This window comes from Chroococcidiopsis sp. CCNUC1, from assembly GCF_023546805.1.
Taxonomy (GTDB): domain Bacteria; phylum Cyanobacteriota; class Cyanobacteriia; order Cyanobacteriales; family Chroococcidiopsidaceae; genus Chroococcidiopsis; species Chroococcidiopsis thermalis.
In genome coordinates this window covers 3971486-3997911 of record NZ_CP097480.1, presented here as the reverse complement: position 1 = coordinate 3997911, position 26426 = coordinate 3971486, and the positions used below count along the sequence as shown (strand labels likewise).

Here is a 26426-nt window from a genome sequence, read left to right as displayed (position 1 = left end):
TCTCCTACCCTCTTGTTGTAACGCTAGGTCATTAGGATAGTAGTACTGGCAACCACGCAAAATGGTAGTATTTGCAACTTAACTATTAGTTAGAATCAAACATTGTATTTTGTCGTGAAACTATAGAAAAGTTGACTTATTTGTCAGTGCTTGCTGTAAAAAGCGGGAGTCGGTAGGGGCGCACAGCGGTGTGCCCCTACATGTGCGCCCGTACAGGGGAGTCCGGAGTCAAGAAACAGATTTTGATACCTATTCGATCGCATAATCAGTGCTAGCGCGCGGGAACGTTGCAACGATTGACGATCGCCGGATTCGCGCGACTCCCTTTAGTTTGCAGATCTGCTAGCGTACTTCCGAGTAGATACAGTCCACCACAAAGCATGGGTAAACCGATGAGTACAGTTAGCCCAAAAACGAGTATTTGACTTGAATCTGATTCAGTTACAACTTGGCGATCGCTAGAAGTTCGATCGCCACTTAAGGGTTTCCCACAAACACTACAGCAATTAGAACGAGTTCCTGCATGGTGAGAGCGTTGCACAGTCACTGCTAAAAGCTGTTCTCCCAGAGTTTTTGCCATAACACAGGGGTAAGTAATAAGTCGTAAGTCGTAAGTAAAAAAACACTTACGGCTTACGATAACTGATAACTGACTACTGATAACTGATTAAGTAATCACAGTTGGTTTCGACATTTCAGTATGTTCGCGAATTTGAGCAACTTCCTGGGCGATCGCAATTGGTTCGGCTAGCGCTTGTTGTACCTCTAGATCTTGTTTGCTAGAGTCACCTTCATAACTTTCAAAGTAAACCCGTAATGTTGCTCCTTGGGTTCCTGTACCGGAAAGGCGGAAGACGATCCGAGAACCGTCAACAAAACCAATCCGCACGCCTTGTTTGCTGCTGATACTACCATCAATCGGGTCGGTGTAGCTGAAATCGTCTCCATATTCGACTTCATATTGTCCGTAACGCTTACCTTTGAGTGTGGGGGCGACAGAACGCAGCTTTTCCATTAAGGTATTGGCGCGATCGCTATCTACTCCTTCATAGTCGTGGCGCGAGTAATAATTGCGTCCGTATGTCTGCCAGTGTTCGCGCACGATGTGTTCTACCGATTGTTGGCGCACGGCAAGGATATTCAACCAAAATAACACCGCCCACAGCCCATCTTTTTCGCGAATGTGGTTGGAACCCGTACCAAAACTTTCTTCCCCGCACAGGGTGGCTTTGCCTGCATCGAGGAGATTGCCGAAAAACTTCCATCCCGTCGGAGTTTCGTAACAATCAATTCCCAATTTAGCCGCTACGCGATCCGCCGCTTGACTTGTGGGCATAGATCTTGCGACTCCAGCAAGTCCTGAAGCATAACCAGGGACTAACTTAGCGTTGGCTGTCAGCACTGCTAAACTATCGCTAGGGGTGACGAAGAAATGTTTGCCCAAGATCATATTGCGATCGCCATCTCCATCGGAAGCAGCACCAAAGTCAGGCGCATTATCTCCAAACAGAATTTCTACGAGATCGTGGGCATAGACTAAATTCGGGTCTGGGTGTCCGCCGCCAAAATCTTCTAAAGGCGTACCGTTGACTACCGTACCTTGCGGTGCGCCCAAGCTTTGCTCGAAAATTGCCCGGGCATAGGGACCCGTGACTGCGTGCATGGAATCAATGCAGATGCGTTTACCAGAGGTGAGAAATTGACGAATGCGATCGAAATCAAATAGCGACTCCATCAGTTTTTGGTAGTCTTGAACTGAGTCGATAACTTCAACCGTCATCTCTCCCAAACGAGACTCGCCTAACGTGTCTAAATCGATATCTGGTGCATCCAGAATTTTGTAGCGATCGATTGTTTTACTACGGGCATAGATTGCCTCAGTCACCTTTTCCGGTGCGGGTCCACCGTTGCCAGTGTTGTATTTTACGCCAAAGTCCCCATCCACCCCACCTGGGTTGTGGCTGGCAGAGAGAATAATTCCACCCAGGGTTTTGTATTGGCGAATAATACAGGAAGTAGCAGGAGTAGAGAGAATACCGCGATGACCGACCTTAATTCGGCTAAAACCATTCGCAGCAGCCATTTTCAAAATAATTTGGATCGCTTTTCTGTTGTAGTAACGACCGTCACCACCCAAAGCTAAAGTTTGTCCCTGACAACCTTCGAGACTATCGAAGATGGATTGGACGAAGTTTTCTAAATAGTGGGGTTGCTGAAACACTTTGACCGCTTTTCGCAAACCAGAAGTACCTGGCTTCTGGTCGGTAAAGGGAGTAGTGGAGACTTCAAGGATATTCATGGAATAGGTTATTGTTCCTGACCGAGCGTTTGCAACTGTAAACTTCTCAAAAAGGGCGATCGCGCTACTTTGAACTTTCGATCTATATTCGTGATTGCACTTAGCACTGTGACACTTTGCTTGAAATATCAGAATGTCTGGCGCTATTCTCACATTACCATCCTCCCTTGCCATCACTCTCAAGTCAGTTATCAGGGAGCGCACGAGCGATCGAGCAGTGAATTGCGTGGTGCGATGAAAGCTGAGAGGAAGGTGCAGAGGCGATCGCTACGCTCATGCTTCGCGCTTCGCAGCTATGAGGCAAAAGCCGATCGCGATCGCTGAAGGTATGAAAGGTTTTGCATTACCTCCAAAATCATAATTTATCGAGCTTTTTCGCACTGAATTGCCTAATGCTTTAGTTGTTGAGTTGGCAAATGCAGGTCATTTTTTTCAACCTACTTCTACTAAACGAGTTTACAAATTAAAAACCTGCCAAGCAAGCGTTCAATTCAGAAAAACAATGTGCTGTTGTCCCACTTTCAATTTCACGATTAGAGACGTAAGTACAGACAAAAGTTGTAATTTTGATAAATCGCATCTTGTATTATTATTATGGCGAACTATTCAACCTTAAAACTTCAAGTTAAGCTTCTAAATACACAACTTGCCATGACTTTTGGTAAATAATCTATGTTAAAGAATGCTAAAAGTAGGTTGAAGCTTTTCGTGTTCCTCGGTCTGATTGTTATTATTTTTACACTAAATACGATTGTTGTTAACGTTCATTCTCAGGGTTCGACCAGTTTATTTGAACCATTTAAAATCGTAGTTAATTCTAGCTTTATTAGTCCGTTGGATGAGTTTTTTGGTGATGTTTTAATTGGGCGAAAAGTTTTTATTGCTAGTAACACTATCATCCGAGCGGAACCCGACACTCGCATTTGTATTGGCGATCGGACTAATTTTCAAGACAATATTTTATTTCTAGCCCTCCGTAGAAATACGGCTCCTCCAAGTGCTTGTGCGGCAAAATCAAGTAGTACTGGCGAACGAGTGAGTATTGCTCATCAGGCAAATATTGAGAATTCACAAATTGGCAACTTCACCTTTATCGGTTTTCATACTCGCTTGCGCAACGTAGTGCTAGAAGACGGTGCTTTTGTACTACATGGTGCGATTCTGTCGAACGTGCGGATTGGCAAAAACCGTTTAGTACCAATCGGGGCAGTTATTACGACTCAAGCGCAGGCTGATGCTCTCCCACTCAAAACGGAAGCTAATTCTAAGTTTCAAGAAGAAGTATTAGAAGTCAATGCCGAGTTTGCTGAAAACTACAGCCACCTATACGAAGAAGCAGGATTTGATGCCGTAACGGGTGTTAGTACAGCACCAAAAACATCTTGGAATCCGAAACCAGTCAAACCCACGATCGGTCAGAATGTGAAACTCGATGAGTTTGCTCGCATCGTTGGAGATGTCAGGCTTGGCAATAATAGCACCGTGGGACAGCGAACTTCAATTCGTGCTGATGAAGGCACGCCAATTATCATTGGGGAGAATGCCCAAATTGAGGATCGAGTCACGTTTCATGCGCTCAAAGGTACGAGCATCCATATTGGTAAAAACTTAGATACGAGCGATAACATCGTTTTTCACGGACCTCTCGAAGTTGGCGATAATCTCACAATTGGAGATGATACTGTATTATTTCGTTCTAAAGTTGGTAATGACGTGACAATCGGCAGCGAGGCTATAGTGGTGGGCGTAACGCTGCAAAACGGCGTAAAAGTTCCCGATCGCGCTATTATTACCACCCAAAAGCAAGCAGATGCCTTAGTGCGATAGCCAAGGCTACAAATCTGACAGCGCAGAAGTCTTCCTATGTTGCAAATTCTTTCCCAGTTATTCTCGAAGCGGCGAAAGCAATTTTGGTTATCTATAGCCATGTTTATCGTAGTCGCGATCGCCATCGGTTCGATTCAAATCTCTCTAGCTCGAATAGTCACCCCTACTCATCCACTCGATTCATTAACGGCACAAGAGATTACAGCAGCCGTTGCACTCATTAAACAAAAAATGCCCCAACAGGAAATTCACTTTCCCATCGTTGCTCTGAATGAACCAGATAAAACAGAAGTCTTGAATTTCAAGCCAGGACAACCCTTCAAACGAGAAGTTTTTGCCGTGGTTTACGATCGCTCTCAAAACAAAACCTACGAAGCTGTTGTAACTTTAAAACCTAAAACTAAAGCTAAAGCTGCGGTTTTATCATCCTGGCAAGAGATTCCTGGCGTGCAGCCAGCCATCATGGAACCAGAATATGAAATAGCAGCGGCAGTCACTAAAGCCGATCCGCGCTGGCAAGCAGCCATGAGGAAGCGAGGCATTACTGACTTCAAACAAGTTGTCGTTGAAGGCTGGGCAGTAGGGCTGGTGACTGAAGCAGAAAAGTCAAGTGGGGCGCGTCTGTGTCGCACGTTATCTTACTTCAAAGGCGATCGCTGGAACTATTACGGCACGCCAATAGAGGGAGTCGTTGCAACTGTCGATCTCAATGCGAAAAAACTGGCTAGTTTTAGCGATATGGGTGTCGTAGCTCTCTCCAAGGAAAATTGGGACTACGATCGGCGATCGCTCAGTCCCCTAAGAACGGCAGCCAAGTTACTAAAAATCCTGCAACCAAACGGTCACACCTTCAAACTCAGTGGTAATGAAGTGAGTTGGCAGGGGTGGAAATTCCGCTACATGATGCATCCACGGGATGGCTTGATCCTTTACCAAGTGCAGCATGAAGACGGTCGCGAATTTCGTCCAGTTATGTATCGTGCCAGCCTATCTGAAATGGTCGTTCCCTATGGCGATCCCAATCCGCAGTGGTCGTTTCGCAATGCCTTTGATGTCGGAGAATACAATTTCGGTACGCTAACTAATACTCAGGAACTAGGCAAAGAAGTTCCTGAAAATGGGGTATTGCTAGATGCAGTGCTAGCAGACTCGCAAGGCAAACCTTATGCCATGCCTGATGTTGTCGGGATCTATGAAAAAGATAATGGCGTGTTGTGGAAGCACTACGATTATAGATCCGAACGCAAGGATGTCCGACGCGATCGCCAGCTCATTGTCACAACGACAGCAACAATCGGTAATTACGACTATGCCATCAACTGGATCTTTCACCAAGACGGATCGTTAGACGTGCGGACTGACTTGCACGGACTTGTTTTAGCCCAAGGATCGGATTCCGTCACCACTGCAAGTCGAGATAGCTACGGCAAGTTAATCGCCAAAAATATTGTCGGTGTCAACCACCAGCACTTTTTTAACTTTCGCTTAGATCTAGATGTAGACGGCGAAGCAAACATGCCGATGGAAATGACGGTTCAATCCCTACCTATCAGTGCAAATAATCCTCACGGGAATGCATTTGTTACCAAACACGTACCCTTAACATCAGAGGAAAGCGCCGTTCGGGATTTGAATATGACGGAAAACCGAGAATGGGCGATCGCCAGTACGACTCGCAAAAATCAACTCGGCGCACCCACGAGTTATATGCTCATGCCGTCTGGAAATACAGTCTTTTTTCCCCGCCAAGACGCAACAATTCGCGATCGCGCGGGCTTCGCTACTCACCATTTCTGGGTGACTAAGTATAAACCTAAAGAACTCCACGCTGGAGGAGAATATCCCAACCAAAGCAACTCCCAACGGGGCTTACCTACCCTTGTTGCGGATAATGAACCGCTTATAGGTCAAGACTTGGTAGCTTGGTACACGTTCGGTACTACCCACGTTCCTCGCCCTGAAGACTGGCCTGTTATGCCCGTTCACCATGCTGGTTTTAAGTTGATGCCCGTAGGGTTCTTCACGCGCAATCCTGCTATTAACCTACCAGAATCAACGCCCATCAATCACTCTTCCTAATTAGAACTGTTGACATAGCAGTTCTAAATGATTTGTAATAGTAGGCTTCTAGCCTGTGGCAGGCTAGAAGCTTGCTCCACCATGAATCAAATAGGATTGCTATAGTTAATGGCTCATAGTTGATGGCAATTTACTATCAACTACCAACAACAGAGTTCTTGCAAAAGCGCTAGATTTTAAAAAATTTAATACTTATAGAACGCAGATGGAGTTTGAATGCGCACAAGAGAACATCATGAATGGAATTCACAACCAGGAATGAAGATTCTTTCTCACTCCCGACTCCTGTACGGGCGGGTTTTGACTCCTGGTTTACTGCTGAGGTTGTGAATTTGTTTGCGCGCACCCGCCTCTACGACTCTTATTCTCCATCAGATCGCAATGCAGGCTCTAATATCTACTGTCCTAAACCAGCTAAATACCCAAAGATGCCGTGACCAGTCAATACTTCCATTGCAATCAAAGCCACAAAACCAATTGCTGCTAAACGCCCGTTGAGTAGTTCTGCGTACTCGGTAAAACCAATGCGAGGGGTCTCATCTACATACATTTTGGGTTCGACTGCGAAATTGTTAAGCTTTTCGCCTTCGCCAGGTGAAGTAATATATCCAGAGCGTGTCATGAGGTTGTTTTTGTCTATTTGTTACTTTGTCTTAAATAAACTTAACAAACTTTATTAAGTTTTGCAACATTTATGAACGAGAAACACACTGTATTTGTCTGTACAACCTGCGCCAGTACTTGGCAGGACGGTAAACGAGTGGGAGTGAGTGGTGGTCAAATCTTGTTCGATCGCTTAACCCAACTTTATGAAGAGTGGCAACTCGCACCAGAATTTTCTTTACAAGCGGTGGAGTGCATGAGTGCGTGTAACTCTCCCTGCGTTGTGACGTTTGCGGCAGCAGGAAAGTGTACTTACGTATTTGGGACACTACCAGCTGAAGATAGCGCTGCTGCCATACTCGAGTGCGCTAGCAAGTATCATGCTAAGAACGACGGTCTGCTGCCTTGGTCGGAGCGACCGGAACCACTGAAAAAAGGTATTGTGGCGCGAGTTCCGCCCATGAGTAGTTGAATTCTCAGGCTGGTTTCACCCCAGCCAAAGCGCCACTACCTACCCCTCATTTACAAATTAACAATTGATTCTGTAGTCAAAACTACAGTTGAAATGCGATCGATATTCTATTTGGTAAGGTAATTCAATATTGACGACAGACAAACTGCGATCGCTAAAAAGTAGCAAGTCGGAAGAACTTCTGACTTACGACTTACGACTTACGACTTACGACTTTCCCTCTTACCCCTACCCTTTCTATTGTGCGATTCGACAATTACGAACCAGGAGACTTTTACGACGAGCTATTCGTCACTAAAGACAAACCTCGTGCGGAGGCAATTCCACTGCTAGAAAGAATTAATTCTCTACCAGCTGGAGAATTACAACGGCGACATCAAGCAGCGCAAATTGCTTTGATGAACATGGGAGTCACCTTTAATGTCTACAGTGAGGGTGAAGGTACAGAAAGGATTTTTCCCTTTGACATCATTCCTCGCATTGTCTCAGCCGAAGAATGGCAGTCTCTAGAAAAGGGACTGAAGCAACGGATCTTTGCCCTGAACTTGTTTATCAACGATATTTATAACGAGCAGAAAATTATCAGAGATAGCGTGATTCCGAGCGAGTTAATCGAATCGGCTACGGGATTTTTAAAGCCTTGTATTGGACTAAAACCGCCTGGTGGGATCTGGTGTCATATTACCGGAACAGACCTAGTGCGCGATCGCGATGGTCGTTGGTACGTGCTAGAAGATAACATGCGCTGTCCTTCTGGCGTTTCTTACGTGCTGGAAAATCGTCGCGTCATGAAAAGCACTTTTCCCAAAGTCTTTGAGTCGATGACAATTCAGCCCGTTGAGGAATATCCCAGTCATTTACTAGAAACCCTACTCAACCTGGCTCCTCCTCAACTCTACGATCCAACGGTAGTTGTTTTAACACCAGGAATTTATAACTCAGCTTACTTCGAGCATTCGTTCTTAGCACAGCAGATGGGTGTGGAGTTGGTAGAAGGACGAGATTTGGTAGTGGCGGATGGCTACCTACAAATGCGGACTACCAAAGGCTTAAAGCGCGTTGATGCCGTTTATCGCCGGATTGACGACGATTTTATCGATCCATTAGCATTTCGCTCCGATTCTTTATTAGGCGTACCTGGACTGATGGAAGTCTATCGTGCGGGTAGAGTGGGGCTGGCTAACGCACTAGGAACTGGTGTAGCTGATGATAAAGTCATCTATGCATACGTTCCAGCGATGATCCGCTACTATTTGGGCGAAGAACCGATTTTATCTAACGTTCCTACATACCTCTGTTGGGAACCTAATCAACAGGCTCATGTTTTGGCAAATCTCGATAAGTTAGTTGTCAAAGCAGCGAATGAATCTGGTGGCTACGGAATGCTCATTGGTTCTTCTGCCACCCCAGAACAACGCCAAGAATTTGCCGAAAAAATTAAGGCTAGTCCGCGCAACTACATTGCCCAACCAACTTTGTGTTTGTCTCGCGTGCCAACCATTCTAGAAGACCAATTTGAAGGCTGTCACGTAGACTTGCGACCGTATATCCTCTACGGCAAAGAAATTTACGTCAATCCAGGTGGACTAACCCGCGTTGCCCTCAGAAGAGGTTCTCTAGTAGTCAACTCCTCCCAAGGTGGAGGGAGTAAAGATACTTGGGTGGTATGTAAATGAGTGGATAGTGGCTGGTGGCTAGTGGCTAGATGAAGAATTCAGCTACTAGCCACCGATCGCTGATAACTGATAACTGATAACCGATTATGCTAAGCAGAGTTGCTGATTCAATTTACTGGTTAAACCGTTATGTAGAAAGGGCAGAAAATGTTGCCCGTTTTATTGATGTTAATTTAACTCTATTGTTGGATGCTCCTACTGGAGAAGCGCAGCAGTGGAAACCTTTGATTTTAACTACAGGAGATTTATCATTATTTCAAGAACGCTACGGTGAAGCGACAGCAGAAAATGTGATTCAGTTCTTAACGTTCGATCGCGAATATTCTAATTCGATCGCTTCTTGCTTGTTTGCTGCTAGAGAGAACGCGCGATCGATCCGTGAAATTATTTCCTCGGAAATGTGGGAACGGGTAAATGCATTTTATTTCCTAGTCAAGGAAGCGGCTCAATCTCATACCGTTCCTGAATGGTCGAATTTTTTTGCTGAAGTCAAGCTAGCCAGTCACTTGTTTGCTGGGGTGATGAATGCAACCATGACGCACAATGAAGGTTGGCATTTCGGACAAATTGGACGTTTGTTAGAACGAGCTGATAAAACTGCTCGAATTTTAGATGTAAAATACTATATTTTGCTACCTTCAGCTAAAGATGTGGGGACGACTCTAGACCAGTTGCAATGGATAGCATTGCTAAAATCTGCGAGTGCTTACGAGATGTATCGTAAATGGGGACGACATCGCATTGCGCCTACAGCTGTAGCGGAATTTTTGATTCTCAACCGCGAATTTCCTCGTTCGATTCAATTTTGCTTACTCCAAGCAGAGCAATCGCTACATCAAATTACTGGAACTCCCATCGGTACTTGGCAAAATCCCGCCGAACGCGCCCTCGGTCGATCGCGATCGGAATTGGAATACATCACAATTGAGGAAATTGTCAATATTGGACTGCATGAATTTCTCGATCGCATTCAGCATCAAATTAACGATGTGGGTGACAAGATTTTTACGACTTTTGTAGCGGTCGATCCTGTTTAAGCGCGTAGTGAGTCGTAGAGTTGAATTTTTGGTATAAACCTCGGCAAGCGCGATCGCCTCGCTCCTCACTTCTCGCCATTACCAATACTATTCAAATCGTAAAAGGATCGATCGCGTATCTGTGCCACTGCTTTTGATATCGTTCGGTAACAAAAGGACGGATGACAAATTTGGGAGGACAACCATCTTGTACGTCAATTCGCAAACAAGTGTAGGGGCGACGTTTTTCGGTAGCATAACCGTTGCGACCGACAAACAGATGCGATCGCGCTACTAACCTTTCTTCCGCCTCTCCTTCCATTAGATCTGTCCCCTCTTGGCGCTGGCGGCGCAAGCTGTAACCGCTTCCACCACAAACAATCCAATTGATATTGGAGTCAGCGTGTCCCGTGTCCATAGTTTTTAGGTATTCTAAACAGTGGGCGTGACCGTTTAAAACTAGATCGACAATTGGACGACCTTGGGGAAGAGAACCCACAGCCTCAGCGACTCCGTTGAGGACGTTACGCAAGCGATCGCGCACTGCTAAAGTTTGCGCTTGATGCCATTTTGTCGCCTCAGTCACGTAAGGGGGATGATGGAAGTACAGCACCCTACCCCGTACCTCATCTGTATGCCACGATTCAATTAATCGCTGTTGCAACCAATCGAGTTGTTCGGTGTCGGTGACAACTGCTTTGTTAATAGCTAATTGCTTTTCGATATCGACAATAATTTCCTCAATCTGCGACAGTTTGACTTGCAAATCGTCTAGTTGTTCTGCATCGTCGGGATCGTCGGGATTCAGTTTATCCGATGCGTCAAGAATTTGTAGCTTTTCTTGTTCTAGGCGATCGCGGCGCTGTATTAACTGCTGACGACGTGCTTCTCCCTCTGGGGTGGTTGATAGTGGGATCGGGTCGTTAAACGTGTTGGAATCTAAAGCAAAGAAATCAATTCCGCCATAGCGAAAAGTATAGTAACGATTGGGCAAGCGCGTGAAATGCCCGGGTTCGTAGCGCAAGCAATAACCCGTATCTGTTTTCGCCGTGTAGTGTCTATTTAAGTGATTATCTAATTCGCCAGGTAGTCTCAACGCTTTGAGATAATCTAAAAATGCTCGTGCATAAGCATCACCCTGTTTCGATCCGTGCCAACCTACATCAAAGTCTCTTCTAAATTTAAGCAGACGGCGCACGGGTAATGTCGTCAAAGAGATTGCGCCAAATAATAATGGCAAATTGTAATAATCGTGATTTCCCAGAACCGGGAGGATGGGTCGGCTAAAAGTCATTTGGTCGTAGGCGATCGCTTTGGGATTTTCGCCACCGACTAAAAACTCTCGATAAGGCTTGATGAAATTATCCAGATAAAACTCGCTCGATCCAACTAGATAAATGACATCGCCCGTATGTAGCATAAAACTACTGTCGGCAAGATGCGGCTGCAATAGTCCAGCTACCTCGCGTTGGGGATTATTATATCGGTGCGAACCAGTGCCAGTATCGCCGATAACTAAAAACGAAAACTCTGGATCGTCCGCTCGATTGTCTTCCAGCACTAGCCGAGTTTGGTCAATTCCTCGTCGTTGAATGACAGGATCTTGCCACCGGACTCGTTCCTTCATTCTGCTAATTTTGTCAGCGATCGCGGGATCGGACACGAGTTTCAAGGCTACTTACCTCTAGATGCTCAACTGCAAACCACAATAATCGTAATTGTAGGTCTAGTTATAGGGCATCTATCAATATGGGAATTTGGTAAATTGAGGTCATTGATGCTGACGGACAGGTAAAAGTTATCCCCTTAAATGTTCCTGCCAATGCGTTGTCGGGAATTCTGCATCGTGAGGGAATGAAAGCAGCAACGATCGAGGAAATGGAGCAAGCGATCGCACCTGGGTACGAGTGATTGGACTTGATATGAATGTCTTGCTTCGCTAACACGGGATGACGAAAGCCAGTGGCAACAAGCTTGTGAGGTAATAGAAAGCAGGCAACTGTGCTTTATCGCCAACATTGTACTGTGCGAATTAGTGTGGGTTTTGCGAGGCAACCCCTATAAATTTGGTAGAGAGGAAATTCTTAATACCTTATACCATTTCACTAAAACTATGCTATAGAAGATCCCCCTAGCCCCCCTTGATAAGGGGGGTTGGGGGATCTCTTTTGTCGTAGTCAAAGAGTAAATTGGTATTATGCGATCGCTCATTCCTATAGCTCCGGTAACAGGGGACGACTATTAACGTTTCCCGCATAGTTTTCGTACAGTGTCTTAACGTTATGTCCTGTTAGCTGAGCAACATTGACAGGATTCATCCCTGAATCCAAAGCATGGCTGACCAAGGTGTGGCGAGTTGTGTATGGCTTGCGATAGTCAATCTGTAAGTGGGATAGTATTTTCTTCCAAGCGCGAGTTCTAAAGTTCTGGTCTTCTATAGCTTTACCTGGAGGAGAGACGAAAACTAAACCTTCTGGATCTGGGTTTGCAGGTCTACGCGCTAGTAGCATTTTCTGTAGTTTAGGAGTGAGGTTGATAGTTCTATCCTTATTACTTTTGGTAGGTCTACGATTGCCTCGGCTCAGAATTTTACCAATCCAGACAATGGAACAGTCATCTGTGAGGTGCTTCCATCGCAGTCCAATCGCCTCCCCAGTTCGGACTCCCGTACCAAACAAGAACTCGACATAGTCGGTGTAATGCGAGTAATAATGGTCTGTCCTAAACGCCTGGACGATCGCCTTAATTTCCTCTTTGCTAAACGGCTGGGGTTTCTGCTTCGGTGGTACTTTGATCCGCTTAGCAACTTCAGTCCAGGGGTTGTTAGACGCGATCGCATTTTTGGCGATCGCCCAATTCCAACAAGCCTTTAATTCTTCTAACCTCCGCTTGCATTGGTTTGGTGCTAAACCTTTGTCATTTAGATGCCGAGCAAAGCCTTCAGAGTTAGAGCTAGTAACTGATTCGGCGGCTACATCCTTAAAAAAGCATTTTAGATAGACAAGGGTAGCTCGATACTTCTCCATTGTTTTAGGTGTGACATCTTTAGCTTTTTGTTCCATGAAGCGTTCAAACAGCTTGGTAACGCTAATACTTTGATGTTGTTGGTACTCCGGTTTATATTTCCTTAAGCTTGGATCGAAGTGACCAGTCGCCATGTCGCCTTCTATTTGTCTGGCTTTTTGTTCGGTAACCACTCGATTAATCTTGCTATCGGGCAACCCAACATACAAAAAGTAACGTTTGCCGTAGTAGCTCCAACACAAACGCAGCCTGTCTTTGAACACCTGGACTGAAACCGTCCCCTTGGGTGCTTTCCTTCTTTGTTGAGATTGCGATTGAGATAACGATTGAGATAAGTGTGGGAGTTCGCTCGTCTTCTCGACAGCATTCCTAATGCTTGACATAAGGGCAATACATCTAAATTTTGTATCTCATTGTTATCTCAATTTTTGATATAAACAAGACCTAAAATGCCCCAAACTAGCACCCTTATTGAGAATGAACTAGGGCTGCTACAGCTCCTCACAAACGCGAAAACCCTCTCCAATAGAGGGTTTTGACTAAAGCCCGTGATGAGGATTGAACTCATGACCTCACCCTTACCAAGGGTGTGCTCTACCACTGAGCTACACGGGCAAATTTATTCTTTTTGTGGATATGGGCCGAGCTGGATTTGAACCAGCGTAGGCATAGCCAACGGATTTACAGTCCGCCCCCATTAACCGCTCGGGCATCGACCCATTGAATCCACCGATTCACTATATTAACATGAGTTATCTGAGATGACAAGGCTTATGTAAGCAATTCTCCAGTTTCTTGCAAAGAATGCAGACGGTGGTAAATTCCGGCGTGGTTTAATAGCTCTGTATGGCTGCCAACTTCCGCAATCCTACCGCGATCGAGGACGACAATTTTATCTGCTTCCCGCACTGTACTGAGACGGTGGGCGATAATGATGGTAGTGCGAGTACCGAGAATCGAGCGCATGGCTAGCTGAATCGATCTCTCTGATTCGTAATCCAGGCTAGAGGTAGCCTCGTCAAAAATTAGAATATCTGGGTTTACTAACAATGCTCTAGCAATTCCTAATCGCTGTCTCTGTCCGCCAGATAAGCGCACGCCCCTCTCACCTACTACAGTAAAATATCTTTCAGGTAACTGCGCGATAACTTCATCTAAACGGGCGATCGCACAGGCTTGTTCTACTTCCTCAAAACTAGCACTACGATTGCCATAAATTAGGTTATCTATCAAACTACCATTGAATACATCCACCTCTTGATGCACGATCGCCAATCGTCTGCGGTAAGCGGCAATATCAAATTGCCGAATATCTCGTCCATCTAGCAAGATGCGTCCTGCGTTTGGTTCAAAATAGCGATACAGTAGTTTAACCAAAGTAGATTTGCCCGAACCCGATCGCCCTACTAATGCTACTGTTTGATAAGGTTCGATCGACAAGTCAATCTCTTTCAATACCGGACGTAGCGGATCGTAGCCGAAAGTAACGCTAGCTAACTCCAATTTACCGGTAAAACGATATTGAGTTACATCAGATGAAGTCTCTAGACTGCCAGCATCTTTACCTATGGGGTGTTGCATAAACTCATGCAGTCGCATCATAGAAGCATACCGACGGGCAAAAATTTCGGCAAAGTTGCTAATCGGTTCTAACTCTGCATAAGCCATACTAGAAACAGTCAAAGTCGTGATAAAATGTCCGAGCGAAATTTGTCCTTGAATTGTGGATTTGAGCGTTAATCCCAATACGCCAAAAACGCATAATTGAATGACAGTTTTTTGCCAAGTTCCTAGTTTTACATAACCTAAATGGATGCGAAATAGTACGACCTTTAACTCGCGATTGAGGCGCTGATGCTGGCGTTTTAGTTCTAAACCCTCGGTGGCAAAAGCTTTGACTGTTTTAATGTTAGTGATAATTTCTGAAGTTCGACTTTCGGTATTTTCCATGTACCGATCGAGTCGTTCTTCTTGTTTAATCAACCGGGTTAAATCTTTGAGACTAAAACCGAGAATAACGATAAACGAAATTAGAAATAAAACAGCAATACGCCACTCAATAAACCAAATCACTACAAAAATTCCCAGAACGCGAAACAGTTTAGGAATTAACTGTCCGGCTATCTCTGGATATGTCCAAGTATGATTGCTTAATCCTCTGGCGACTCGACCGGAGATTCTACCAGGGTTATTTACATCGTAAAATTCTAACGGCAGAGTCAGAATTTTAGCGATCGCTTTTCGCGTGTGATACTGACGCGATCGCAAGGCTATATACCAGTGAAACCAACCACTTAACCACATTTGCGTTGGACCTTTGCCAACAGTGACGACAAAAATCAAACCCATCAGGACGATTAAAGATAGAAAGCGATCGCGTGGCAAATGAGTCAGTTGAGAAATGGCAGCGATTGCTTCTTGGATGGGACGATCTAAGGGGTGGTTAGACAGTACGTTTAAAATCTGTCCGATTGCATAAGGAACTACTAAATCGACAATCTCGAAAAAACAGGCTGCGGCAATGCTAAACAGGGCGATTGTCCGCCAGGGACGATAATATTTGAATAAGTCTTGAAATTTCGCCATAATGCTTGGGAGCCGAACTCTTTAGCACGGTGCTACTGGGAAACTTATACTACACTATACTACAAAAGTTAAGTTGTGGCGATCGAGCGGCAATGTTACAGATTTGTTAAGTCAAATTGAGACTTGCTCGAACTCAACATTGCTCCCAGTCAATATTGTGTTAGTCTACTAAAAGAAAAGTAGATTCGGTGGTAGTGTTTGTTCAATTATTCACAAGCGCCTCTCCGGAAGTACTTCGACAACACAGTGAGGGACGCAATGTCAGTATACGTAGGAAATTTGTCTTATCAAGTCGCAGAAGAAGAACTCAGCAAAGTATTTAGCGAATATGGCACCGTAAAGCGGGTGCAACTACCCACCGATAGAGAAACTGGTCGTCCGCGCGGTTTCGCTTTTGTAGAAATGGAAACAGAAGCAGCGGAAGCAGCAGCGATAGAAGCTTTAGACGGTGCTGAGTGGATGGGCAGAGAACTTAAGGTCAATAAGGCTAGACCGCGCGAAGAAAAGAGCCGTGGTGGTAGCTGGGGAAATAATCGCGGCGGTGGTGGCGGTGGTTACTCGCGCAATCGCTACTAAATTCCTTTGAGACGAAAGTAGACAGTTACAATTAGAGCAGAATTTCCAATTTCGATCGAATGCATTAGCATTTCCGACAGAACTTGCTACTGTAATTTAGCTGGATAGCTTGAAGTTCAACGTTAGTCTTGCACTCACTGTCAGGAGTGTACCAGTTTGAACGGGCAATTTAGCACAAACTCTTTTCAGAGGAAGTGCAATTGCCCGATCGTCAACGCAAGTTTAGGAGGAAATACGATGACCCAAGTGGTTGTGGGTGAAAATGAAAATATAGAATCGGCATTACGTAGGTTTAAGCGTCAAGTCTCGAAGGCTGGAATTTTCCCAGATTTAAGACGGCTGCGCCACTTTGAAACTCCAATTGAAAAGCGCAAGCGCAAAGCGATCGCCAGACGACGTAAGAGAAGCCGCTTTTAAAGATCGGTTTGTGGGGAAAATTCCAAGCGGTAGCGATAGAGCGCAACGGGGCGATCGCCCGCTTTAAAGTAATCTGGATCTTGAGCAGACAGATAAACAGCCGTAAACTGGTCGGCGACAATTTTAACAGTAGAATTGGGTACGTAGTGATATGCGGTTGTCAATTCTACTTGGTTGAAATAGGGACGCACCCTATTACCGCGAAATTGCTGCCCGAATATTTCTGTAGTAACATATCCATTCTCTGCTGTCACTTCTGTAGTACGACCAGTCACAATCGAAATGAGTTGGCGATCGCCTTGTAATAAGGTAATCTGACGGTTGGGCGAGTCTGGATCGACTTTTACTGCTTTCACGGTGCGATCGCCCAGATATGCTCTTGCTAGACTTAGACCATTAAAAGCTCGATCTGCTACCACAGCCGATTTTACCTTCACAGGCTGGGGAATTAACTTTGAGGGCTGTCCGAGTAAGTTTTGTTTGATAAATTTGACTTGAAACTGGACTGATTGGTTCAAATAACGCCGATTACCTTCAAATCCAGGGGTAGTAATCTCTGGGGCTAAAGGAGCAATCAAATCAACTAAAGTACTTTTTACCATCCAAGTTCCTGCCATCCACTCTGGATAGACTAAATCGCCAGATGCAACCTGTACCGTAGGCTTATTATCCCACTTAGGAAAGGTTGCAATGCGATCGCTTAATTGTCCGGCATTAGCTTCACCTATCCAGAATAAGAATAAGACTAGAGTTAGGGATAGCAGCAAAATTTTTTTCACGAGAAAGTTTTTCAACACTTATAAACTTTCAACTGGTACGGGTTCCCATGCTTCACCGTACTTTTCTCGTAAGGAATGCCAAGTTTCTACCTGTCCAGGTTCGTATTCTCCTGGTTTGCCCCATTGTAGAAATAAACTCAAAGCAGGCTGATTTTGTTTGTCTAATAATCGAATTGCATATGTTGTAAAATTACCTCGTTTCGCTTCCCCAGTCTCGAACTTAACTTGCTGAATTTCATCCATATTCAAGTGAAATTCAAAGTCTTCGGCGTGCATATTTGCATATTTTCCTTTGGGTAATTCAGCATAAAACAGCTTTTGTAACTTACTGCGGACTTCTAAAACACCCGCGCTGCTAGTGACAATGATCCGCAGCGTGGAGAGGCTTTCGCAGGCTTCCAAGAATTCTTTTAGTGTGGCAGACATGAGGAGATAAGGAACTAAGGCTGTTATTTGTCAATTTCTAACAGTGTTGCTAGAGAAAGTTTCTGACGCAGATCTAACATTTCTGCTAAAGATCTACTACAAGGAGAGTATACATCATTTTCTGGTACTGAATTCGATTCAGTTTCAGAAGGGGAGATATCTTCTACTGAAGATAATTCCGATCTCTGATGAAAAACAATATTTTCAAAGATAAGATTTTTCTCTTCTGGTGTTAGTTCTAGCGTCTCTAAAAAGTGTTCTTTTCCATCGTCTAATGAATCTTCTTCTATCAAAATAGTAAATTCGTCTGTTTCTGAATAGATATTTAACTTCGATTCTGTCTCCATAGAAGATTCTACCCAAGTCGGTTTCGGTTCTGAAAGTTTGAGAGAGGAAAGACTGAGAATTGATTCTCGCAATGGCGAAAATTGTTGCTGAGGAGAAGAGTGAAATTGTAAGAAAAATTGAGACAAGTCCGACGATGACTTAGACAAACGTTTGGCGATCGCAACTCCACCTACAGCAGCCCCCAGAGTAACTGCACCTAGCAACCACGAAGACAAAGAATTATCAGACGATGCATGTGAAGAATTTGAAGTATTTACAGGAGTTATAGATGTCGTTCCAGTTTCTTCTTTCAGAACGCCAATCTGAAATATACTCGTGATAGAAGAGTAAATAGCGAATAATAAAAAAGCACTAACTCCAAGCAAAACCCACCTTGGATGGCGCTGAATCAGTTCTCGAAAAAAATAAGAATTAGCTACTTTTTTTCGTTCGTTTTGCTTTTTAACTCTTTTAATTTCATCGTCTGAAGCAAGAGGCTTAGTAATAGTATGTTGCGAATTATTTTGATACTGCATTAGAAAAAGTAAGTAGCTAGTGGAACTAGTGGCTGGTGGCTAGATAACTTGTACAGACGTTACAGGTAAGGTCTGTACACTGATAACCGTTAACTGTTTCTTTCTAAAGCTAATTGAATTAATCGATCGACTAATTCTGGAAAAGGAATACCACTTTTTTCCCACATCATGGGATACATACTAGTCGCAGTAAACCCAGGGATGGTATTAATTTCATTGATTAAGACTTCGCCGCTTTCGGTATAGAAAAAGTCTACTCTAGCCAATCCCGCAGCATCGACAGCTGCGAAAGCTTCGAGAGACATTTGCTGAATTTGAGCGGCAACAGCTTCTGGAATGGCGGCGGGAATTATAATATCTGCCATCCCTGCACTGTATTTGGTTTCGTAATCATAAAAATCGCTTTGGTAAGTAATTTCGCCCACTACTGAGGCTTTGGGTTCATCATTACCTAAAACCGCACATTCTAGCTCTCTTGCAACCACGCCAGCTTCGACAATTATACGGCGATCGTAGCTAGCAGCGTTGTCGAGAGCAGTTTCTAATTCCGATCGCGATCGCACTTTACTAATTCCAACTGAAGAACCTAAGTTAGCAGGCTTGACAAAACAGGGATAACCCACAGTTTCTTCAATGCGATCGCAAAGTTTGGGGAATACGCACGGATTTGACCAGATTTGAGAACGATTGACGGCGACGTACTTTACCTGCGGTAATCCCGCTTGGGCAAATGCCATTTTCATCGCGATTTTATCCATTCCCAGCGCCGAACCCAAAACACCAGAACCAACAAAGGGGACTTGCATTAATTTCAGCAGTCCTTGCACCGTCCCATCTTCTCCATTAGGTCCATGTAAGATTGGAAACCAGACATCGACAGATGCAACTTGGGGTAAAGAAGCTGGGATGCAATCGAGCATTTTTGCATCGTGGAAGTTGTCTAGTTGGCTGCTATTTTTCATCTCCTCATCTTCCCATCCGCCTAAGTGAGACTGAGAAGCAACAGAATCAGCCGTTGTGAGTATAGGAACCCCCGACTCTAAAACCTTGTGAGATGCTTGTCCTGCCAGCCAGCGCCCGTCTTTCTGGATATAAAATGGTAGTAGCTCGTACTTATTTCGGTTTTCTCCGGTTGAGATGGCTTTAGCGATCGCCCTTGCCGAATTAATTGACACCTCATGTTCCCCAGATCGTCCACCGAATAACAGTCCTACCTTCATTTTTTTATCCTCTCAGCCTCTAGACACTATTAATGCGCAATAGCCTATCACAACTGGGGAAAGAGTGGTAATTGGTAATTGGTAGTTGGTAGTTGGTAGTTGGGTGGTACTTGAAAAGATGTCACTGATAATCGATCGCCGATAACTGATGGCTGATAACTAAGTATAGGTGTAAGCACGATCTGTGTCAGGCTTTTAAAATCTATACAGAACTTCATACCTGAACTTTATAACTTGGGAGAATGGCATGGAATTGCGATCGCTTGGGACATCGGAGATTAAAATTACTCCCGTGATTATGGGAACCTGGCAAGCTGGTAAGGCTATGTGGGTAGGAATAGAGGATGCCGAAACTATTAAAGCGATCCGGGCAGCATTTGAGGCTGGGATTACGACTGTAGATACGGCGGAAGTTTACGGAAAAGGGCATTCAGAACAAATCGTTGCACAAGCCCTCTCTGACGTGCGCGATCGCGTGGTTTATGCAACGAAGGTATTTTCCAATCATTTAAAACACGACCAAGTTATCGAAGCGTGCGAGCGATCGCTGCAAAATCTCAATACAGATTATATCGATCTCTACCAAATTCACTGGCCCTCTGGTTCGTATAAAAGTGAAGTCGTACCGATAGAAGAGACGATGAGTGCTTTAAATACATTGAAACAGCAGGGTAAAATTCGGGCGATCGGCGTTTCTAATTTTTCCCGTACCCAACTAGCAGAAGCAGCCCAATACGGGCGGATCGATAGCGTTCAACCACCTTATTCTCTGTTTTGGCGTTGGGCAGAAAAAGATCTCACGCCTTATTGTGTAGAAAATAAGATTTCTATCCTCGCCTACTCTCCTTTAGCGCAAGGGTTGCTGACAGGAAAATTCGGACCCGAACACAAATTTCATCCCGACGATCATCGCAACAAGAATCGGTTGTTTCAGGGAGAAAATTACGTGCGGGCGCAACAAGCTTTAGATCGACTGCGCCCAATTGCCGAGAAACATCAAGTCTCGTTAGCTAATTTAGCGATCGCTTGGTTAATTGCCCAACCGCAAACCAATGCGATCGTTGGGGCGAGAAACACCGAACAAGCCGTTGCTAATGCTAAAGCCGCAGATGTCTATCTCTCGCCGGAAGAGTTGCAGGAAATTGACGCGATCGGCAAAAGCGTCACCGATCGTTTAGATGAAAACCCTGTGATGTGGAATTTTGATGTTTAAATGGTTGATGGTTGATGGTCAAAGATTGGCAGTTAATTGTTAACTGTTAAGCTGTCACACATTTAACTTGCATTATGAGTGCAATCAAATCGCCTGCTACGAGCGGGCTTAAACATTTTGACTTTTAACTTTTAACTTTTGACTTGCTGAGCGTTACCTAATATTGCGAGAAGTTGGAGAAATTTCACAACTTTTTAATTTTAGTAAATAGTAGGTTGTGGTAAGAAGATAGCAGTGCTAGTTTTAGATACATAGGACACAAACAAAAACAAAAAACAAATCTATACGGGCAATGACCTAGTGTCCCCTGTCAAAAGCCCACTTGCGATCGCTCAAGCATAGACCAATAGGTAAATCACTCAAGAGTGAAGGTAGCCAACCTACGGTCTGGAAAGACGCAACTATGCTAGAGATCCAAGAGTTGTTCACCTTAGTTGTTGTGCATTAATTGAGTCTGCTTTGAACGAATTAAATCCAACCGACGTTGTAGGGGTCTAGCAGTACTAGCTAGACCCCAAAAAGTTTTTACGCGATAGGTGTAGAGACGTTACATGTAACGTCTCTACATGTAACGTCTCTACACTTACGCCGCAACATGTTTTTCAACGGCAGAAACTAAAGTCTCCGTCCAATGGTGAGTGAGTTCGCTACAGGCAGCTTCGACCATGACGCGGATTACGGGTTCCGTACCGGAGGCGCGGACGAGGATGCGACCGCGATCGCCCATTGCAGCTTCGGCTTGCGCGATCGTCTTTTGTAAGGGTTCGCACTGTTGCCAATTCATGCGGCGATCGCGATTTTCAACTCGCACGTTGCGTAAGAGTTGCGGATAAGTTTGAAAGCTTTGGTCTACTAATTGGGTTAAAGAGACTCCTGCCTGTCTAACCAATGCAGCTAAGTGGAGGGCAGTTAATAAACCATCTCCAGCAATACCATAGTGACGGCAAAGGATATGTCCTGACTGTTCTCCGCCTAACATACCTCCAGTTCGTACCATTTCTGCTTGTACGTATTGGTCGCCTACAGCCGTCCGAATCAGTTTACCACCTTGCTTTTGCCACGCCCGCTCGAAACCCAAGTTTGCCATGACAGTAGAAATAATCAAGTTATCTGGCAACTTTTGCGCTTGTCGCAAGGTTTGACCCCATAAGTAAAGGATGTAATCGCCATCTACAGGTCTACCTTGACAATCGACTGCTAGCACTCGGTCGGCATCCCCATCAAAGGCAAATCCCAGGTGGGCTGAATTTTGGTTAACGGCTGTTTTCAGCAGTCCGAGGTGAGTGGAACCGCAGTTGACGTTAATGCGATCGCCATCGGGTCGATCGTGCAAACAAATTACCTCTGCACCTAGATCGCGGAACAAACTCGGTGCTAATCCAACTGCTGCCCCCCAAGCCAGGTCTAACACGACACGCATTCCACTAAAATCGCCATGATTGGGCGATAGCGGCACTTTTAAAGATTCGACGTATTTCTGAACTAACTCCGGTCGCCGAACATAATATCCCTGACCTTGAATAGAGGTGGGTACTGCCTTTCCTCTGATCCCTGCTTCAATTGCTTCTTGTAAGGGTTGAGAAAGTTTAGCGCCATTGCTGCCAAAAATTTTAATTCCATTGTCTTCTGGAGGGTTGTGGCTGGCGGAGATCATAACTCCACCTGCGGCATTGCTAGCACTAGTGAGATAGGCAACGCCAGGAGTCGGACATAGACCGATATGCCAAACATCTAGTCCCGCAGCTACAAGACCTTGAGATAAGGCAGTTGCTAGCATTTCACTCGAATTTCTGGAGTCTTGCCCCACGATAACCGGACTGAGATCGTTGTCTGTCTGCTGCTGTAAAACTTGACCCGTCCAGAAACCTACCTGCCAAGCCAAAGCTTCATCGAGTAAATCTCCTACTCGTCCCCGAATGCCGTCTGTACCAAATAAAGCTGTAGCGGGAAGATCGAGTTGCGAGTTGCTATTTGATAGTATATTTGTTTTATTTTGGCGATCGCGTTTATAATTTTGCTTTAGCATATTAAACTATTGACTCCTAACTCCTCACGTAATACCCACGTTTGGAGAATAACACTTCCTTAAAAATTTCGGTAGATTTTTGTAAAACAAAAATATTTTTAGTATTTTCTTAGTACTACGTTAGTAGACTTTCATTCGCAATCCTACTATCTTCTGAGTGCAGCAAGAGCGATAGAAGGTGTAATTTTATTCAAAATTTAAATTTGTTTGCTTAAATTTGCCTGCAAGCAGCGCTATATCCCCAAAGCCGTTAGTAACGGTTGAAATTCCTCCCAAGTCAGCCCCTGCTGAATGTACTGAGGAGACTGAGGATTGTAGGGACTGGCGACGCGATCGATCGCCACAATCCTCGCCGTATCTGGAATGACTGGAACGTCTGGATCGAAGGCTGTAGGACTGGTCAACGAACTGGAGAAACCTTTGAAGATGGCAATGCGATCGCCAACACCGTCAATCTCCACAGTGACGATCAAAACCTCTTGTTTGGCGATCGCCGAATATTTTTCCAGTCGTTTTCCCGCAGAATCTATCATTGTCTGACTGCAAATCGTCCTTGTTTACCTAGTTTAAGGAAAACAAAATAGATTAAGTACAAGACGTAAACAACTAAACCCATGCCACCAATAAAGCCGAGGAAACCTGCTTGCGTGTTTGGATGAAAGATATCTTTATAAACTAAAGGCACTTCCAGCCAAGCTTGACACAACGGATCTTGCAAGAACGTATCTGAAAAGGCACACTGCAAACTCGGTAATTGAGCGATCGCGCCGATAATACAGTAAAGCGTCACCGCCCAGCGCCAAGCATTGAAGCTGAGTTTCAAAGCACTACCTGGCAGGTCTTCAATTTCTTCGTTGAGATCGATCCAAAACCAGAGAGATAGTGGAATGAGAATGCGTGACATCAATCCCGCAATGAATCCAACTTGAAACGGTGCGATAGACACGTACAATGCGATCGCTAGCAAACTCGCCACCCGCCAGTAAATTGCCAGCAGGTGTTGCATAGGTTCTACTTTCCGCACGAACGCCCAGATAATTAAAACTAATGGTGCTATGACGGTAAATAACAGCGCCAAACGAAAATCCATCCAAATGAAAGGTCGAAACCAAATATCGCTTTGCATATATCGGAGGCTAGAGATCGAGGACTAAGGTTTGTGTATTCAACCACCGATAACAATAATAATTGCTAATCGCAAAGTGCCAATGATTTAATGAAAAATAGCAACAAAGGATACAGAAAAGTTATCCTTGTTGCCATCTAAGTTAATGTTCGGTAATGCTAACTCGAACTTTATTCGTCGTAAACGCGGCATTCAGCAGCATCAGGATTTTCATCGCAGTACATTTCTAGAGAATTTTTGGGCTTGACCTGCCGTTTGTGGGAAGCCTCAGCTTGTAATTCTTCTACTGTGTCCCAAGCTACTGCGCAATCAGCAGAATCTTCACCGCTGGTTTCACAAGCTTGCCTGGCTTGCTCTCTTGCTTGTTCGATTTGATCTTGGATGTTGCTCATAGATATTAAGTAGTCCAGTATTCCTCTTCTCAGTATAGAAAACCTTCGCAATTGTCAAAAGCGATTGTCAAAGGTTTTTTCGGCGATTGTGATGTAAAGCGATCTTTAACTCGCTCTAGTTGGCTGTAGCAAACGAACAGGGCAGTCACTTATCATTGAATACAAGCAACTACAATCATATTCTTTCACCGATCGTACAATCTAACCTCTGCGTTTAGATCGGACAAAAGGAAGAAATACCTACAAGTCTAGATGCAACAATAGACTATGCAGCTCATTAAACCTGCTGGTAATGAATAGTAGACCCAATCCTTTTCTGTCCCTCGACTACGAACCTGCTTTAGAATCTCTCGGCGACGATTATTTTGATGAAGTTAGCGCTGCCGAATTTCCGCAACATATTTTGCGCTATCGTAGCGATCGCCTGTTACCTCAAATTGGACTAGATCCCGCAGCAGTAAAGGATATAGATTTTATCGAGGCTTTTGGTAAATTTCAAGGACGAGAACCTTTACTAGCATTGCGCTACCACGGCTATCAGTTTGGCGAATATAATCCGTTTTTGGGTGATGGGAGGGGTTTTCTCTACGGTCAAGTGCGTGGTGTAGACGGCGAACTCTACGATTTTGGCACAAAAGGGAGTGGCACAACTCCTTATTCCCGTGGCGGCGATGGTAGGTTGACTCTTAAGGGAGGGGTGCGGGAAGTTTTAGCAGCAGAAGCTTTGCATTACATGGGTGTGCGGACTTCTCGCTGTTTCAGTTTAGTCGAGACGGGGGAACAACTGTGGCGCGGTGACGAACCTTCCCCGACGCGATCTTCGGTAATGGTAAGATTTAGCCGATCGCACATTCGTTTTGGGACGTTTGAACGCTTGCACTATCTCAAACGTGCAGATTTAATTAAGAAACTTGTAGACCACGCGATCGAATATTACTATCCACACATTTGGGGTAAATCTGATGCTTATGCCCTATTTTATGCCGAGCTAGTCCAGCGAGTGGCGGAATTAACTGCTCAGTGGATGGCGGCTGGATTTTGTCATGGGGTCTTGAATACGGATAATATGTCGATTACGGGTGAAAGTTTTGATTACGGTCCCTATGCTTTCATTCCTACTTACGATCCGCTATTTACTGCGGCTTATTTTGACTATTCAGGGCGTTATTGTTACGGACAACAGCCAAATATTTGTCAGTGGAATTTGGCAATGCTTCAGAAGCCGTTAAAAGCGGTTATTGATGCGAACGATCTGGAAGCTGGATTAGCAAAATTTGATGAATGTTATGCGATCGCCTATCGAAGTTTGATGCTACAAAAGTTGGGGTTGGTTGCGACAAATTCATCTGAATTAGATCGGTTGTTGCAATTGACGGTGAGTTTGCTTAAAGAGACTCAGATTTCTTACCATCATTTCTTTATTCAATTGACTGAAAGCTTTTCGCCTAGTTGGCGCGAGGAGGTGAATTCAATTCTGTTTTTGTTAGATGTTTTACCGCTAGATTACTGGGATGAATGGCGAAGACTTTATCATCAGGTTTTAGGTCAACTTTCTCGGGAAGAGATGGATAATGTTTCTCGGAGATTGCAAGAAGTTAATCCTAATGTTGCTTTGCTAAGACCAGTTATAGAATCGGTTTGGGAGGCGATTATAAATGAGGATGATTGGCAGCCTTTTTACGATTTGGTAAGGCAGATTCAAGGAGGGCAGTAAGGTCTTTTTTTGTGTCGCGCAAAGACAAGGACACTTACGTGCGGGGGTATCCCCCGTTGAGGAAAGTGTCCGCGCAAAGACGCAAAGTAAAG

Annotated in this window: 25 protein-coding genes and 2 tRNA genes; 10 read left to right on the top strand and 17 right to left on the bottom strand. The window is 44.6% G+C overall.

Annotation, left to right across the window (positions count from 1 at the left end):
• Positions 1–271 precede the first annotated feature (271 nt).
• Both M5J74_RS18605 and M5J74_RS18600 read right to left on the bottom strand, forming a co-directional pair.
• Positions 272–580, bottom strand: a complete 309-nt coding sequence (locus M5J74_RS18605; RefSeq protein WP_106165914.1) for a hypothetical protein — start codon at positions 578–580, stop codon at positions 272–274.
• An 87-nt stretch (positions 581–667) separates the two neighbouring features.
• The gene (locus M5J74_RS18600) at positions 668–2299 is read right to left on the bottom strand and encodes an alpha-D-glucose phosphate-specific phosphoglucomutase (protein ID WP_106165926.1); all 1632 of its coding nucleotides are present in this window, start codon (positions 2297–2299) and stop codon (positions 668–670) included.
• A gap of 90 nt (positions 2300–2389) precedes the next feature.
• Between M5J74_RS18600 and M5J74_RS18595 the strand changes: the two genes are divergently transcribed.
• The 3 genes from M5J74_RS18595 to M5J74_RS18585 all read left to right on the top strand — a co-directional run bounded on the left by M5J74_RS18595 (position 2390) and on the right by M5J74_RS18585 (position 6205).
• Positions 2390–2623 (top strand): hypothetical protein, encoded by a 234-nt coding sequence (locus M5J74_RS18595; RefSeq protein ID WP_127022766.1) that lies wholly within the window; start codon positions 2390–2392, stop codon positions 2621–2623.
• A gap of 348 nt (positions 2624–2971) precedes the next feature.
• A complete protein-coding gene (locus M5J74_RS18590; protein WP_250012708.1) occupies positions 2972–4126 on the top strand; it encodes a carbonate dehydratase in 1155 nt (384 codons plus the stop codon).
• Between the two features lie 36 nt (positions 4127–4162).
• Positions 4163–6205 carry a primary-amine oxidase gene (locus tag M5J74_RS18585; RefSeq protein WP_371933975.1) on the top strand — a complete coding sequence of 681 codons (2043 nt, stop codon included), beginning with the start codon at positions 4163–4165 and terminating at the stop codon, positions 6203–6205.
• Positions 6206–6602: 397 nt separating this feature from the next.
• Here M5J74_RS18585 and M5J74_RS18580 read toward each other — a convergent pair whose 3' ends face one another.
• Entirely contained in the window at positions 6603–6827 is a 225-nt protein-coding gene (locus tag M5J74_RS18580) for a hypothetical protein (RefSeq protein ID WP_015155559.1), read from the bottom strand.
• 72 nt (positions 6828–6899) lie between these two features.
• On the opposite strand from M5J74_RS18580, the gene M5J74_RS18575 reads away from it, so the two are divergent.
• The 3 genes from M5J74_RS18575 (at position 6900) to M5J74_RS18565 (ending at position 9993) form a co-directional block, all read left to right on the top strand.
• Complete coding sequence (locus M5J74_RS18575; RefSeq protein WP_015155558.1) at positions 6900–7280, top strand: DUF1636 domain-containing protein; 381 nt, start codon at positions 6900–6902, stop codon at positions 7278–7280.
• A gap of 242 nt (positions 7281–7522) precedes the next feature.
• Entirely contained in the window at positions 7523–8956 is a 1434-nt protein-coding gene (locus M5J74_RS18570; RefSeq protein WP_106216531.1) for a circularly permuted type 2 ATP-grasp protein, read from the top strand.
• Positions 8957–9042: 86 nt separating this feature from the next.
• Entirely contained in the window at positions 9043–9993 is a 951-nt protein-coding gene (locus M5J74_RS18565) for an alpha-E domain-containing protein (RefSeq protein WP_015155556.1), read from the top strand.
• A gap of 91 nt (positions 9994–10084) precedes the next feature.
• Here M5J74_RS18565 and M5J74_RS18560 read toward each other — a convergent pair whose 3' ends face one another.
• From M5J74_RS18560 to M5J74_RS18540, 5 genes are all read right to left on the bottom strand, one after another.
• Positions 10085–11644 carry a metallophosphoesterase gene (locus M5J74_RS18560; protein ID WP_371933974.1) on the bottom strand — a complete coding sequence of 520 codons (1560 nt, stop codon included), beginning with the start codon at positions 11642–11644 and terminating at the stop codon, positions 10085–10087.
• Positions 11645–12185: 541 nt separating this feature from the next.
• Positions 12186–13379 (bottom strand): tyrosine-type recombinase/integrase, encoded by a 1194-nt coding sequence (locus M5J74_RS18555; protein ID WP_250012706.1) that lies wholly within the window; start codon positions 13377–13379, stop codon positions 12186–12188.
• Positions 13380–13539: 160 nt separating this feature from the next.
• Positions 13540–13611 (bottom strand) — tRNA-Thr (locus M5J74_RS18550).
• A gap of 22 nt (positions 13612–13633) precedes the next feature.
• Positions 13634–13715: transfer RNA gene (locus tag M5J74_RS18545), tRNA-Tyr, on the bottom strand.
• 52 nt (positions 13716–13767) lie between these two features.
• Complete coding sequence (locus M5J74_RS18540; RefSeq protein ID WP_015155554.1) at positions 13768–15582, bottom strand: ABC transporter ATP-binding protein; 1815 nt, start codon at positions 15580–15582, stop codon at positions 13768–13770.
• Positions 15583–15840: 258 nt separating this feature from the next.
• On the opposite strand from M5J74_RS18540, the gene M5J74_RS18535 reads away from it, so the two are divergent.
• The gene (locus M5J74_RS18535; protein ID WP_015155553.1) at positions 15841–16158 is read left to right on the top strand and encodes an RNA-binding protein; all 318 of its coding nucleotides are present in this window, start codon (positions 15841–15843) and stop codon (positions 16156–16158) included.
• Positions 16159–16395: 237 nt separating this feature from the next.
• Positions 16396–16575, top strand: coding sequence for a 30S ribosomal protein S21 (rpsU, locus tag M5J74_RS18530; protein WP_015155552.1), 180 nt, complete (start codon positions 16396–16398; stop codon positions 16573–16575).
• Here rpsU and M5J74_RS18525 read toward each other — a convergent pair.
• The 5 genes from M5J74_RS18525 to M5J74_RS18505 all read right to left on the bottom strand — a co-directional run bounded on the left by M5J74_RS18525 (position 16572) and on the right by M5J74_RS18505 (position 20081).
• On the bottom strand, positions 16572–17354 hold the full coding sequence (locus M5J74_RS18525) for a DUF6816 family protein (protein WP_250012705.1): 783 nt from the start codon (positions 17352–17354) through the stop codon (positions 16572–16574). The two genes, rpsU and M5J74_RS18525, sit on opposite strands and share 4 nt — an antisense overlap.
• Before the next feature lie 18 nt (positions 17355–17372).
• The gene (locus M5J74_RS18520) at positions 17373–17780 is read right to left on the bottom strand and encodes a ChuX/HutX family heme-like substrate-binding protein (protein ID WP_015155550.1); all 408 of its coding nucleotides are present in this window, start codon (positions 17778–17780) and stop codon (positions 17373–17375) included.
• A gap of 23 nt (positions 17781–17803) precedes the next feature.
• Positions 17804–18643: a hypothetical protein gene (locus M5J74_RS18515; protein ID WP_250012704.1), complete on the bottom strand. Its 840-nt coding sequence runs from the start codon at positions 18641–18643 to the stop codon at positions 17804–17806.
• 89 nt (positions 18644–18732) lie between these two features.
• Entirely contained in the window at positions 18733–19863 is a 1131-nt protein-coding gene (locus tag M5J74_RS18510; protein WP_015155548.1) for a D-alanine--D-alanine ligase family protein, read from the bottom strand.
• A 47-nt stretch (positions 19864–19910) separates the two neighbouring features.
• The gene (locus M5J74_RS18505) at positions 19911–20081 is read right to left on the bottom strand and encodes a hypothetical protein (RefSeq protein WP_181245305.1); all 171 of its coding nucleotides are present in this window, start codon (positions 20079–20081) and stop codon (positions 19911–19913) included.
• A 29-nt stretch (positions 20082–20110) separates the two neighbouring features.
• On the opposite strand from M5J74_RS18505, the gene M5J74_RS18500 reads away from it, so the two are divergent.
• Positions 20111–21076 carry an aldo/keto reductase gene (locus M5J74_RS18500; protein WP_250012703.1) on the top strand — a complete coding sequence of 322 codons (966 nt, stop codon included), beginning with the start codon at positions 20111–20113 and terminating at the stop codon, positions 21074–21076.
• A 583-nt stretch (positions 21077–21659) separates the two neighbouring features.
• Here the strand turns inward: M5J74_RS18500 and glmM are convergent.
• From glmM to M5J74_RS18480, 4 genes are all read right to left on the bottom strand, one after another.
• The gene (gene glmM / locus M5J74_RS18495; protein WP_015155546.1) at positions 21660–23102 is read right to left on the bottom strand and encodes a phosphoglucosamine mutase; all 1443 of its coding nucleotides are present in this window, start codon (positions 23100–23102) and stop codon (positions 21660–21662) included.
• Between the two features lie 233 nt (positions 23103–23335).
• Entirely contained in the window at positions 23336–23635 is a 300-nt protein-coding gene (locus tag M5J74_RS18490; protein ID WP_015155545.1) for a hypothetical protein, read from the bottom strand.
• Entirely contained in the window at positions 23632–24228 is a 597-nt protein-coding gene (locus M5J74_RS18485) for a DUF3177 family protein (RefSeq protein WP_015155544.1), read from the bottom strand. Before M5J74_RS18485 ends, M5J74_RS18490 begins: the two co-directional genes overlap by 4 nt.
• A gap of 170 nt (positions 24229–24398) precedes the next feature.
• On the bottom strand, positions 24399–24620 hold the full coding sequence (locus tag M5J74_RS18480; protein ID WP_015155543.1) for a Calvin cycle protein CP12: 222 nt from the start codon (positions 24618–24620) through the stop codon (positions 24399–24401).
• Positions 24621–24912: 292 nt separating this feature from the next.
• Between M5J74_RS18480 and M5J74_RS18475 the strand changes: the two genes are divergently transcribed.
• A complete protein-coding gene (locus tag M5J74_RS18475) occupies positions 24913–26334 on the top strand; it encodes a YdiU family protein (RefSeq protein ID WP_250012702.1) in 1422 nt (473 codons plus the stop codon).
• The last annotated feature ends 92 nt before the right edge of the window (positions 26335–26426 follow it).